This is a genomic window from Acinetobacter guerrae (genome assembly GCF_009372255.1).
Taxonomy (GTDB): domain Bacteria; phylum Pseudomonadota; class Gammaproteobacteria; order Pseudomonadales; family Moraxellaceae; genus Acinetobacter; species Acinetobacter guerrae.
The window spans coordinates 1-13931 of sequence record NZ_LXGN01000005.1 but is presented as its reverse complement, the minus strand read 5'-3'; the positions used below and the strand labels follow the sequence as shown (position 1 = coordinate 13931).

At 39.7% G+C, this 13931-nt stretch carries 9 protein-coding genes and 1 pseudogene; 2 read left to right on the top strand and 8 right to left on the bottom strand.

Annotated elements, in window-relative coordinates; all coding sequences use genetic code 11:
- Nucleotides 1-8 precede the first annotated feature (8 nt).
- Nucleotides 9-2771: a DNA polymerase I gene (gene polA / locus A7A69_RS03875; protein ID WP_152876353.1), complete on the bottom strand. Its 2763-nt coding sequence runs from the start codon at nt 2769-2771 to the stop codon at nt 9-11.
- A gap of 148 nt (nt 2772-2919) precedes the next feature.
- On the opposite strand from polA, the pseudogene A7A69_RS03870 reads away from it, so the two are divergent.
- A pseudogene (locus tag A7A69_RS03870) lies at nt 2920-5772 on the top strand (DUF2339 domain-containing protein).
- A gap of 60 nt (nt 5773-5832) precedes the next feature.
- On the opposite strand, the gene A7A69_RS03865 reads toward A7A69_RS03870, so the two are convergent.
- Both A7A69_RS03865 and A7A69_RS03860 read right to left on the bottom strand, forming a co-directional pair.
- Nucleotides 5833-6753 (bottom strand): mechanosensitive ion channel family protein, encoded by a 921-nt coding sequence (locus tag A7A69_RS03865; protein WP_152876352.1) that lies wholly within the window; start codon nt 6751-6753, stop codon nt 5833-5835.
- A 9-nt stretch (nt 6754-6762) separates the two neighbouring features.
- The gene (locus A7A69_RS03860) at nt 6763-7587 is read right to left on the bottom strand and encodes a hypothetical protein (RefSeq protein WP_004994631.1); all 825 of its coding nucleotides are present in this window, start codon (nt 7585-7587) and stop codon (nt 6763-6765) included.
- A gap of 99 nt (nt 7588-7686) precedes the next feature.
- Here A7A69_RS03860 and gspE point away from each other — a divergent pair, with 99 nt between their 5' ends.
- Nucleotides 7687-9174, top strand: a complete 1488-nt coding sequence (gene gspE, locus A7A69_RS03855; RefSeq protein ID WP_120369959.1) for a type II secretion system ATPase GspE — start codon at nt 7687-7689, stop codon at nt 9172-9174.
- Between the two features lie 424 nt (nt 9175-9598).
- Here gspE and A7A69_RS03850 read toward each other — a convergent pair whose 3' ends face one another.
- From A7A69_RS03850 to A7A69_RS03830, 5 genes are all read right to left on the bottom strand, one after another.
- Nucleotides 9599-10045: a MarR family winged helix-turn-helix transcriptional regulator gene (locus tag A7A69_RS03850; protein ID WP_120369958.1), complete on the bottom strand. Its 447-nt coding sequence runs from the start codon at nt 10043-10045 to the stop codon at nt 9599-9601.
- A gap of 80 nt (nt 10046-10125) precedes the next feature.
- Entirely contained in the window at nt 10126-10950 is an 825-nt protein-coding gene (locus A7A69_RS03845; RefSeq protein ID WP_152876351.1) for a carbon-nitrogen hydrolase family protein, read from the bottom strand.
- Nucleotides 10951-10981: 31 nt separating this feature from the next.
- On the bottom strand, nt 10982-11503 hold the full coding sequence (gene gigB, locus A7A69_RS03840) for an anti-anti-sigma factor GigB (protein ID WP_120369956.1): 522 nt from the start codon (nt 11501-11503) through the stop codon (nt 10982-10984).
- A gap of 113 nt (nt 11504-11616) precedes the next feature.
- A complete protein-coding gene (gigA, locus tag A7A69_RS03835) occupies nt 11617-12585 on the bottom strand; it encodes an RsbU family protein phosphatase GigA (protein ID WP_152876350.1) in 969 nt (322 codons plus the stop codon).
- 126 nt (nt 12586-12711) lie between these two features.
- Nucleotides 12712-13626, bottom strand: coding sequence for an MlaA family lipoprotein (locus A7A69_RS03830; protein WP_120369954.1), 915 nt, complete (start codon nt 13624-13626; stop codon nt 12712-12714).
- Nucleotides 13627-13931: the final 305 nt, after the last annotated feature.

Below are 13931 nucleotides of genomic sequence, written 5' to 3'. Positions count from 1 at the left end.
AAAAAAAATTAATGCGCCTCTTCCCAGTTCAATCCTTTACCGACTTCAACCACTAATGGTACAGAGATTTCAACCACCGATTGCATGGTTTCAGCAAGCTTAGGTGCTAGTTCATCCGCCAGATCCGCATCGACTTCAAATACGAGTTCATCGTGGACTTGAAGTAACAATACGGCTTGATCCTTTGGTAGCATTTTATCAACTTCAATCATCGCAAGTTTAATGATATCCGCAGCACTTCCTTGCAATGGCGCATTAATGGCGGCACGTTCTGCACCTTTACGCACCATCATATTTCGGGCATCAATGTCTGGCGTATATAAACGACGACCTAAAATGGTTTCCACAAAGCCTTGTTCTAACGCCACCTGACGGGTACGTTGCATATATTCATAAATACCCGGATAGCGATGGAAGTATTGCTTAATGTAGTTTTGTGATTCTTCACGGGTAAAGCCAAGTTGACGAATCAAACCAAATTCGGACATTCCATACAGCAAGCCAAAGTTAACAGCTTTGGCTTGACGACGCTGATCATTGTTCACTTCTTCTAGTGGAATATTCAACACTTCGGCTGCTGTACGGCGGTGTACATCTTGACCGTGTTTAAACGCATCGAGCAGGGCTTCATCTTGAGAAAAATGTGCCATTAAACGTAATTCGATTTGTGAATAATCGGCAGCCAATAATACGCGACCTTCAGGAGCGATAAAGGCTTTACGAATTTGACGACCAATTTCTCCACGAATGGGAATATTTTGTAGGTTCGGATCAGAAGAAGATAAACGACCAGTTGCAGTCAATGCCTGATGATAACTGGTATGCACTCGATGCGTTTCGTTGTGTGATTGCTCGACCAAGCGATCGGTATACGTGTTTTTCAACTTCGATAAAGTACGATGTTCTAAAATTACTTCAGCAATCGGGTGCTCGACTTTCTCAAGAATACTTTCACCTGTGCTGTGCTGACCTGTTGCGGTTTTTTTGCCGCCTTTTAGCCCCATTTTATCAAATAAAATTTCACCGACTTGTTTAGGTGAGCTGACATTAAATGTTTCGCCCGCCAATTCAATCGCCTGATTTTCTAGTCCCTCAATGGTTTCAGTAAATTCGAGGCTGAGTTGATCCAAAAAGGCATGATCAAGTTTGATTCCAGCTTCTTCCATACCAGTGAGGATAGATGCCACAGGCATTTCTATGTGATACAGAATATTTTCAAGCTCAGGGGAGGCTTTTAGTTTTTTTGCCAAAACTTCATACAAGCGATAGGTGACATGTGCATCTTCGGCAGCATAATGTGCAGCAACTTCAATTTCGATCTGATTAAAGGTTTTTTGTTTTGCGCCTTTTCCTGCAATTTGTTCAAAAGTTGTGGTCAAGTGACTTAGGTAGACTCGCGCTACATCATCCATACCATGACGTGTGGCGACTGAGTTCAACACATAAGAGGCCAGCATAGTATCAAAATACCAACCTTTAAGGTCAATGCCATGATTGGAAAAAATATGTGCGTCGTATTTAAGGTGATGTCCAATTTTCTGAACTGAATCATCTTCCAGAATTGGCTTCATTTGTGCCAATACTTGCTCACGATCAAGCTGCTCTGGTGCGCCTTCATAGTCATGTTTCAGTGGTATGTAATAGGCATCGTGAGCATCAAAAGCGATAGAAAAACCGACCATTTCGGCAACACGATAGTCCAGACTGGTGGTTTCTGTATCAATGGCAAAACGTTTCTCCGCTTGCATGCGCTTGAATAAGGCATCCCATGCGTCTTCGGTGAGAATCGTATGATAATTGGCAACACCGAGCTGATCATCATCACTGGTCATGCTAGATTGATCTTCTGTTTCAATAGGTTGCGCACTTTCAGCTTTAGCGATTTCTTTGTTGGCTTCTTTATAGCTGTTGCTAACAGGATTATTAGGATGGTCTAAAGATTGAAGCTGATTTCTAAATTCTAGTTCAGTATAGAGATTACGTAAGGTATCGACATGTGGCTCGCGTAGTTTTAAGTCATCCCATGTTAGTCCTAAGTCCAGATCGCAGACGATACTCGCAAGTTGATGATCAATGGCAATACCATCGGCATTGTCTTTAATATTCTGACCGACTTTGCCTTTGATTTGATCTACATTTTCTAAAATGCCACCGATCGAGCCATATTCTGTTAAAAGCTTAGCTGCTGTTTTAGCACCGATGCCAGGCACCCCCATAATGCCATCTGAGGCATCACCCATTAAGGTAAGGTAATCAATGATCTGGTTCGGCCATACGCCAAACTTATCAAAAACACCTTGAATATCCATGGGTTTATCTTTGAAACTATCTTCAAGCGTGACTTTTTCGTTGACCAGTTGCGCCATGTCTTTATCACCAGTCGAAATTAAGACTTGATGACCTTCTTTTTCTGCATGTTTCGCCAACGTCCCAATAATATCATCGGCTTCTGCGCCCGGCAGCATGTATAAAGGAATGCCTAACGCTTTAATTAAAGCATGTAAATACGGAATTTGCTGTGCCAATTCATCGGGCATGCTTGGACGGTCGCCCTTATAAATAGGCGAAAGTTCATGACGAAATGTGGGTTCTGGTGTATCAAAAATTACCGCCATATGCGTGGGCTGAGTGCGGCGCATCAATTTTTGAATGGCAGAAATAGCACCACGTATTGCATTGGTTTGTAATCCTGTTGAGGTCGTCAACGGTGGGAGTGCATGAAATGCACGAAATAAAAAATAAGACCCATCAACCAAAACAAATGGTGGCATTGAATACTTCCTTACGAACGATTGGGTCTTATTCTACGTGAAAATGAAGCAAAATGTAGAACTTCGCCTTTAGGGACGGTGGCTAAATATACGCAGATGTTTTGATGAGGTAAGATAGCTTTAAAATAACTGAGTTTGTTTTTTTAATATGTATAAAAATGATAAGTATTACCCCACGATAATCATCATTATTCTTGCTGTCGCTTTATTGGTTGCACTTGCTTTTGAGATCAAAAATGCAGTGGCCGTTGTTATTGTACTTTTGATATTTTTTATCGTACAACAATTCACAGCTTTTGAACGCCGTATTCAACAGCTTGAACAGCAATATCAAATGACTGCATCTGTTGGTCATTTATATTTACCGCAATGGGCTATATATCTTGGAACTTTAATTGGTCTTGCAGGTTAATATTTGCAGAGCAGTTCAGCTATTTTTTTTGGAATCGGATTGGTGTTGTTTAGTCTGATTCAGATGCTGAGTTCGATGAATGAGCGCCTAAAAAATCTTGAAAACCCTAAAAAGATACAACAAACATCACTGAGTTCTGATTTTAAACCCATTGAATTGAATCATTTGGAGCAATCGGAAACGCCTGTGTGGTTTCAATCTCAAGGTGATACACCAATATTGTCAACGCCAGAGAATGATCAGACTCATGATGCTCTTGCTTTAGATCCACCATCTCAAAAACGGGCATGGTGGCAACCAGCACTGGATTGGCTGATGCATGGTAATCCAATTTTGCGAGTTGCGATTGCGATTTTAATGATTGGGGTGGTGCTGTTATTGCGTTTTGCCAGTGAACATTGGCAATTGAGTTTGAGTATTAAATTATTGGGAATTGCCATTACAGGCGGTGCATTGACTGTATTTGGCTATTATTTGAGAAAAAAGAACGCATTATTTGCAGTTGCTTTGCAAGGTGCAGGTCTGGCAATTATTTTCCTGACTTTAATTTTTGCGCATCATTATGCGGTGATTGCAAATTTGAGCATCGCAAGTGTTGGCTTTGCTGCTTTGTTGCTTATTACGGTCGCTTTAAGCTTAAAACAAAATGCGGTTTATCTATCGATGCTTGCATTAAGTATGGCTTATCTTGCACCTTTATTGATTCCACAATCGCATCCAGATAGTGTCTTTTTGTTGAGTTACTATTTGATGATTAATCTGGCTGTGGCAGCGATGAATTTTATCAAGCCATGGAAAATACTCAATCAAATTGCTTTTTTCGCGTCAGGATTACTTGCGGGCAGCGTCATTGTTATCTATGCAAATCCAGCACAATATCATACGCTTGATCTTATTTTGTGGTTGCATATCGCCTTATTTATTTGGCTGAGTGTACGTTATAGCCAACTGATTCAGAAAGAATATCGCTCTTTAAAGGATCAGTCCTTAAATGATTCGTCCTTGAACCATCAATCCAATATTCAACTTCCACCATTGGTCGATGTTGGTTTGATTTTTAGTGTGCCGATTTTTGGATTTTCCTTACATGCTTTTTTAGTCCAACAGTCAAGTCTAGCACTGACCTTGGGTGCAGCACTTCTGGGGGGAACTTATGCTGCTTTGGGCTGGTGGATTAAACAAAAACAATCTGAATTATCAATTTTAGCCAAAAGTTTTTTTATTTTAGCAGTGGCATTTATTGCGCTGATTTTTCCGTTATATCAAGGGGCGCACTGGACAGCAATTGGTTGGGTGGTGCAAGGGACAGCTTTAATTGTTTGGGGTGTTTCTGAGCGTTATCGATTGAGTCGTTATCTGGGGATGTTTTTAGTCGTACTTAGTTCCGTTGTCTTATTTTATCAAGTCTGGTCAGATGATCATTTTCCTGTTTTAAGTACCAGTATTTATGCCATTTCACAATTCATTTCTGCATATTTTTTATTTCGAGATCAATCATCTCGTCAGGATTCATCAGTTATTGCCAGTCTATTTTTGAGTCTGGCTTTATATTCAGGTGCAGTGGCAGGTGTCGAGTATTTTACATGGCACGGGCAGGGCTTAAGCCCTTATTTGGCGATCGCCGCACTTTTATATTTTGGCTTTACTGGAGTGGTGTATTTACGCGCACATTTGGATTGGCAAATTTCGCAGTTGATGATTCTGAGCATTCTTATCGGCCTGTGCTTTGCAGAGTTGATTCAACAGGGACTATTTACACATTTTGATTGGATTGCTTCGTTACAGCAAATGAGCTTTTTCATTGCAGCAACCACTTTGGCATTGCTCTTGATTGGCATTCAAAAAACCCAGCAAATTGATTCGAAGTTTAATACTTGGTGGGCAGCTTTACTTTGGCTAAGTTTGGCGATAATAGGCCCAGCACTTTGGCCAGATGCTGCATTGCTTTCTTTCGCTGTCATCCCTGTCTTATATAGTATTTGGCTGTTTAAGCAAAAAAATGACCTTATGCTAAATCAGTTTTCAGTTTGGGCGTTGACTTGGTTTTGGTTGTTAATGGTGAGTTTAAGTGATCAGGTTTTTGTCGCTTATTATTTACCGATCTTCAATCCTGTAGATTTACTGTGCTTAAGTTTGTTATTTGGATTATTGTGGATGGTTTATCATCATAATTTTACCGCTTCATTTAAAACATCAGAATGGTTTTCTAAAGTAGTCAGCATTCTGATTGCCTTAGTGGTGTTTAGCAGTATTGTCGTTCGGGCCTTACATATGTATTTGGCAACACCTCTTTGGGGTTGGACAATTTGGTCGAATGGTACGGTACAACTTAGCTTAACTTTACTTTGGGTAATTTTGGCTTTCGTGTTAATGACTTTTTCAAGTCAGCGTCAAATCCGTCAGCTTTGGTTTGTTGGGGCAGCCTTACTTGCTATTGTGGTGATTAAGCTAGTGGTACTTGATTTGTCGCAGAGTGGAACCTTAACTCGTGTGGTTTCATTTATTGGTGCTGGAGGTATCATGTTGGTCATTGCTTATCTGGCACCATTGCCGCCAGCACAATCAAATAAGGAAAGCATTGAGCGTTAAATTTAAAACCTTATGGATAAACTATTTTAGAGGGTGGCCGTGCCACCCTTGTCAATTTGCCTAAAGTTTTGGTTCTCGTTTAAGTTCCTGTGTATTGGCATAGGGGTCAATGTCATCTTCCGTTAAAGGCGTTGTTGGTGGACGATCAACAAAACCCATCTTCGGTACAGGAATCTCAATTTGATTTTCCAAAAAGCCATTACGAATACGTTCTTGCAATTCATCTCGAGTTTTTAAATACAACTCTTGACGGCACCAGACTGAAAATAACAGCTCAATTGAAGATTCACGAAAGGCGGTGACAGTCACCTCAGGTTTGGGGTCATCTAATGCCAAAGGATATCTGGATGCAACCTCAAGAAGAACCTTGCGCACTTTCATGATGTCTTCCTGAAAGTTAATGGCGAGGGTAATCGGAATACGTCGTATTGGATACTTGGACATATTCATGACTGGAGCTCGAATCAATTGTTCATTGGGTAAACGTACATAGACATTATCTAATGTCAGTAATTTGACCGAAAGTAAATCGATCGAAATCACTTGCCCTTCAATGGTATGACCACGAATTAAGGTAATTTGAATGGTATCTCCGACCTCAAATGAACCTTCACCAATCAGGAACAAACCGCTAATCAAGTTACTGGCTGAGGTTTGTGAAGCAAAACCCAAAGCGACAGTTAAAATTCCTGCTGCACCTAAAAACACACTGAGTTTAAAGCCTGCTTCTTTCAGGCTTGCCATCACAAAAATAATAAAAATAAAGTAGAAGATTCCGCGTCGCCAAACCATTCGTTGGTGTGCATTGAAGCGCATGCCTACGGTTCGGATAAAAGTATTTGAAACCAAGCGGGCAAAAATAAAGCCAATTAAACATAGAACAAGAGCGACCAGAATTTCACTCAGTCGATCCAGATTAATATTGGTAAAAATCCCTTTGAGGCTGACAGCGACATCTTTGGGGATATTGGAATCTGCCATAATGCCTCCTTAGAAAAATGAATCAAACATGTTAAACAGGGCACCACCCGGCGAACGTGGTGGATGTACATAAGTGACTTCACCTGCCAATGGGGGCGTACGATTTTCCAGACGAATACGCGGTGGACGATCTGAACCTTCATGTATGACTTTAATTTGAGATGTCCATAAGCGATTGGTGCTTTCACTATAAAATAAAGGCAAGGCAGACACAGGAACATTCATACGATCAAAGCGTAATTGTTGGCTACTGGTGTTATGAAATTCGACAGGAGTAACAGCTCGAAATGCACGTGGTTTAAGTAGATTTAAATCGGTGCGACCATCAACCGCTGTGGCATAACACATTTCCCCAGTACGATGATCAGGGCCAAACCAAGTATCTTTGGGGCGAATTACAGGAAGATCAAAAATGGGTTCTCTCTGATTTTCAACAAAGCCTGCAATCCATAATGGCGTACTAATATAAAGTGTTCCGCGTTCGCCTGCTGGAATATAAATTGGATCGACTGGTTTGATAACCACAGAACGATCTGCCAAACGTGGCATCAGTTGAAATTCATTATGGGTATTACGAAACATATAGCGTTCAATTTTTGCCCCTTGTGGAAAGGCAAAATGTGGGTCTGCAATTCTCTGCCATTGTTGTTCATAGTCATGTTGGTATTGTGGACGATAATACTCCAGTCGCCATTCATTAATTCCGCGTGTCAAACGAAAGAGCAATGACCCAAACTGCCATGCTTTAGATTCGCTGAGTTCAAATTTCTGTTCACCCCACCACTTTAAATTGGTTTGCTCGGGTTCGAGATGATCGTATTGCTGTTGTTCCAAGTTAAAAAATTCCTCTGGTGAGTTTGTAAAAACAGACTTCACGCTGTAGTACGCTTAGAGTACACTCAAAACTCTATTTTTGATCATTATAAATTTGTGATGCAAATACTTAAACAAATACAAATTCCATATAGTTTTGCGAAACGTCATGGCGTTTTGTTGCGTTATGAAGGGGATCAAGTCTTTATTGTACGCCGTCAAAATACAGAGTGGATTGCCTTGCAGGAAGCAAGACGGATTGTAGGTAAACCCGTACAACATCAAATTTGCGATGATCAGAGTTTTAATGCATTACTGAGTTCGAGTTATGCAGGAGATACAGGGGAATCGCAACAAGTTGCCGCGGGGCTTGAAGACCATCCAGATTTATTAAGTTTGGCAGATCAGGTGCCAGAAGCTGAGGATTTGATGGATCAGGAAGATGATGCGCCGATTGTCAGGCTGATTAATGCACTTTTGTCTGAAGCCATTCGGGTCAATGCGTCAGATATTCATATCGAATCCTTTGAAAAAAAACTTTCAGTGCGTTTGCGTGTCGATGGTCAACTACGTGAAATTGTACAGCCGCGCCGTGAACTTGCGCCTTTATTAGTTTCACGTATCAAAGTTATGGCAAAACTGGATATTGCCGAGAAGCGTATTCCTCAGGATGGTCGTATTTCGTTGCGTTTAGCGGGTCGAGAAGTGGATGTGCGGGTCTCAACTTTACCCTCATCGCATGGCGAGCGCGTTGTGATGCGTTTACTAGATAAACAGGCAGGACGTTTAAACATGACCCATTTGGGACTCATGTCAAACGATTACGAACGCTTGACGCATTTGGTACATCGACCTCATGGCATCATTTTAGTCACGGGGCCGACAGGTTCTGGTAAAACCACAACTTTATATGCAGCACTTTCTGATTTAAATGACAATACTCGCAATATTTTGACTGCTGAAGATCCTATTGAATATCAGTTAGAAGGGATTGGGCAAACTCAGGTCAATACCAAAGTTGATATGACCTTTGCGCGCGCTTTAAAAGCCATGCTGCGTCAGGATCCCGATGTGGTGATGGTCGGAGAAATTCGAGATCTTGAAACGGCTGAAATTGCGGTACAAGCCTCACTAACAGGGCATTTGGTTTTATCTACTTTGCATACCAATACTGCAATTGGTGCAGTCACTCGTCTAAAAGATATGGGAATTGAACCTTTTCTTCTATCAAGTTCATTAATTGGGGTGATCGCACAGCGTTTAGTCCGAACCTTATGTTCACATTGCGCGACTTGGCGCGAAGCAGACGATTTTGAGCGTCAATTATTTCAGCATATTAGTTCTGAACAAAACTTAAAACTACCAGAGCCTCAAGGTTGTGAGCATTGTTCACATTTAGGTTTTACTGGGCGAACTGCCATTTATGAAATTGTCCCTGTAGATGACCAAATGCGTCGTTTCATTCACGGCAATGCTGCTGAATTTGAACTAGAGCGCTACGCTCGTCAATATTCAGGTTCAATTCGTGATGATGGTTTAAGAAAAGTATTGGCAGGGAAAACCACACTTGAAGAAGTATTACGTGTGACCAATCAAGCTGAAGAATAGCAAAAAAATTTTAAAAATCCAAAAAGCACAAAGCACCGATTAAGGTGCTTTGTGCTATGCATGAGAGGGAGTATGCATTGGGAGTGATATTGAAGCAGCCTATTCTTTCATTAGCTATCCAGCAGCCAATTTTATGATTGATCATCTCATCAAAAAACTACCCTAGAAAAACTAGCCTTTAAAACGACAGTGCTGATGACTTCAATATCAGAATCTATTTAACGATTTATTTTCTTTAACTCAGTACATTCACCAGTAGATGCATTGTTGATCCTGACACATGCTTATCATTGTTTGGATATGAATAAACCTATCATCATGACTGAGTATTGCTTAAATAAATTGTGTGATATTAATTTGTATTTAAATATATAGTATGCGATTTAAATAATTTAGCAAGATGATATTCAAAATATTTTAAATTTTATTTGTTATGCATAAGAAGGTTATTACGTAAAATCTGTAATTGATCTTTGAGTGCTAAGAGCTGATCTAAGTCACATGATGTGGTGCTAATGACTTTTTCAGGAACTTCGAGTGCTTTTTTTTGCAGATTAATCCCTAAATCAGTCAAGGTAATAATCACTTGTCGTTCATCTTGAGACGAGCGTTGACGTAAAATCAGTTGATGTGATTCAAGTTTTTTCAAAAGCGGAGTTAAGGTGGATGATTCTAAAAATAAACGTGCGCCTATTTCAGAAACTGTCAGCTGATCTTTTTCCCACAATACTAGCATCACCAAATATTGAGGATAAGTTAGCCCTAAGGATGCTAGAACTTTTCGATAAATCTGATGAAATGCAAGATTCGTAGAATAAATCATAAAGCACAACTGATTATCTAGTTGTAAACCCGATGAATCTTGTTGCATAAAAATTCTTCAATACAAAAAAGATGCGATACTTGATTATAGCTTTAAATAAATGATTTCAGTAATAAAAATATGATGTATTAAAAAGAAATTAAACGTCGATGTTGCATCAATGGCATTGAAGCACGAATTTGATCCTGTTCATTTGCATCAAATTCGACAGTAATCAGCCCTGAGCCTTCACTATTCATAATTTCTATCAGTTGACCACGACTATTGGTTGCTCCTGTATGTCCCCAAGTTTGACGTTTCTCGCCATGCCAGCCTTGTTGAGCTGCACCTAGTACATCACATTGAGTATCCATTGCACGAGCTTGTAATAAAAGCTGCCAATGCATTTGACCTGTCGTATAAGTAAAAGCCGCTGGAGCAGTTAAAATACGTGCACCTTGCGCACGAAGAGTCAATGCTAATTCTGGAAAACGCAAGTCGTAGCAAACCATCATGCCAATATTGCCAAAAGGAGTTTTGGCAACTACAACCTCATCACCTGGTTCAAAAAATTTTGATTCCTGATACCCTCCGACAGCATCACCCACTTGCACATCAAATAAATGAATTTTGTCATAACGTGCTTCTGTGCGTTCAGGACTAATACATAAACTGACTGTGCGTACACGTCCATCTTGAATGATAGAACCATTAGGGCGAAATGGGCAAGGTAATGTACCTGCGATTATCCAGATATTGTGTTGATGTGCGAGTTGCTCAAGTCTTTGCTGAATACGTTCAAATTGTGCCGCAGTTTCACGCTGTTTACCCGCAGCGAAACAAACAAAATTTTCAGGAAATACGATCAGTTCAGCCTGTTGAGCTTTACTTTGCTGAATCAATGATTCAATGACACGAAAATTATCTTCAATGTCATTCTGAGAATTCATTTGTGTAACAGAAAGTAAAGTCATATGCAGATTTTATCCTGAAGATAACGGTAAATTAAGCATTTTGCTTAGGAGATACTTGATCCAGTGTATCTTGTTCTTTTTGAAGTTGTTTCACTAATGGCTCAAACATATTTTGATTATTTTCGTTCAGTTGCATTAGGGTCTTGTGTGCATCAAGAACCGTTTTTAACATGGCATTATGCGTGATTTCTTCTTCACATAACTCATGCGTACACATTTGCGGTTCTTTACAATAATTTAAAATAACAAAAACCTGCCCTAGCCCCATACTATTGGCCAGAGTTGTAATATCAGGATTGGTTGAAAGCATGACTGCCTGAATATGATGAACTTGCTTCAGTTTTAAACCTAGCTTTGCCAATATCCCAAGAACCGTACTATCAATAAAAGTTGTTTCAGTTAAATCGACAATTGCACCAACTACATTTTCCTGTTGTTCAATTCGATTTAAAAGTTTGTCTAGACTTATGCAAGACTGGGCGCGTACTTCACCAATAAGTTTGAAAATATGCGTACCATTTAAACTTGCATATTCAACATGACCTGTTGACATATAAATGCCATTTTCAGAGAAGGATTGCAAAATTATCACATAGGGCGCATAGATACTCAAGTATCTAACAGTCTTATACGTATTGATTAAAATGTATCGTATTGATTATAAAACTAATTCAGTCGGCAAAGACTCAGTATGGCAATGTCATCAGCGACGTGTTCTGGTGCTTTAAAAGACTGTTTTTGCAAATGATCGACCAATTGAGCGAACTGTTCATTCAAACCACCATCAAAAGGTTCAAGTGCGCCATCTGAACAAATAATAAACCGAGTCTGACGGTTCAGCGTACATTCAAATTCTTCAATGTTCAGATCATCAGTTAAGCCCAACGGAAAGCTACTCGTATTTAAAATTTTAGGCGGTTGGTTGGGTTCAAAAATAATGGGAGGAGGGTAGTGGCCAGCACTAGACCAACGTATTTGATGGGTTTGCAAATTTAAAATGCCTGCAACCATCGTAATATGCTTTTCGATATTTTCCTGTAACAGCATGCCATTCAGTTTTTTGATGAGTTCACGAGGCGTTTTGGAACGTCCATGAAAAGCGGCCATCCATGAGGTAAGTAAGCTGCTGGTAACACCGTGACCAGAAACATCCGCTAAATAAAATAGAACCTCTTTATCGTTAAGTTTCCAGTAATCGTACCAATCACCAGATAAATACGCAGAAGGTTGAAAAAAAGTTTCGATTTTATAATCAAGTAAATCTAGCGTATTAGGTAAAAGTTTCTTTTGCAATTCAGCAGCAGCAGGAAGATCACGACTATCTTGATTACGCTTGTATTGAGCATCGATCTGAAACAATGCTTCAACAGGGTTTTGGGGTAATTTCCCCCAAATCCAACCTGCAAGCGCACCTAATTGCCAAGCTTGGGCGAGTGCGGCACCTTCGTCATCACGTGCAATAACAACAGTTGGTAATGACCATTGGTATTGTAAAAAATCTTGAACATCTGCGATGGCGATAATCGTAGGGTCATATAATTCCAGATCATCTATGTGAATGACTTGTAGGCTCGGTAGCTCATCAAGGGCTTTATCTAAATGAGGGACTGAACGTGTCGGTTGAATAAAATACATAGACGATTAAATGGAACCTTATCAATAATCACATTTACTATAATAGATGTACTATAGAAATCAAAAGATTGCTAGAAAAACTCAATGTCTAACAATCTTAAATTAATACATCATGTAAGAAGAAACTTAATTCTGATGACTTGCATCATCAGAGCCGTCATCTGAATCATCGTCGATAAACTGGATTTGCTCTGAGGAATTGCCTTTTTTCTCTGCGATCTGGAAGTTTTTGCGTTGCAAGTATAAATCACGAATGACCGCATATTTGTCACCCTGCAAAATTTGTTCAATATCCAACACTTGAGCACGTGTATCAATAGCTTGCAGCATATTGGTAGACCAATATAAACCGTCCTGATCATCCATAATATATTTTTGTGGGCGTGTCTGACTATCCACAACAAGTCCAAAACCATCGCGTAATGTACTTGGACCAAAAAAAGGCAGCATCAGGAAAGGACCTGATGGCACACCATAATAGCCTAGAGTAACCCCGAAACTTTCTTCTTCCGCGGGTAAACCTAATCTACGTGCCGGATCAGCTAAACCAAAAGTTGTTAATGTATTAATGGTAAAACGGCCCAATGTTTTTGCTGCACGAGAAGGGCGACCTTGAATTAATTGATTGACAGCATTCCACGGTTCACCTAAGTTTTTACGAAACAAACGATAAGAACCACGAACTTGTTCAGGTGTTTTCTGTGTATATTGAACAGCAATTGGACGCACAATAGTTCGGTCTAATGCATCATTAAATGCATAAAACTGTCGGTTAAGTGGTTGTAAAGGATCCTTAACATCATCAGGCTGAGCAGCATTTGCATTTACCTTAAAATCACTGGCCTTTACATTTTTAAGATCATCTTTTAGGTCTTTTAACTTCTGGAATCGTGCGCGGTGTTCAGGAGTATCGGATTCAGATATAGACGGGACATCTTCTACAGCATCAGTCGCAACATCCTTTGTACTCTCTTGAGCAAAAAGATGAAAAGACAAACTTGTTGAAAGAAGCCCAATAAAAACGAGTTTTGAGTAATGCATAAGAATCCTTAAGCGCCTATTGCGGCAAGATTTTATACCATTCTATATGAAAGATGGTTCTATTGAATGATGAGATCATAGCTGTTATTAAAACAAATCTGAGTAAAAAATGTTATAAAAAAGATAAAAAGGTTAAAAAATAAACTTGTGAAAATATTTTTATAAAAAAGGTATTGCGTTGGGTGGGGAATGCTGTAGAATGCGCACTCATCGGCGGTGATGCGGATAAAAAACTTGTTGAAAAACAGGGTGTTGGTTAAGTCTTAATGGATTTGATTGATATTTTGGTAGAGTAGATGAAGTTT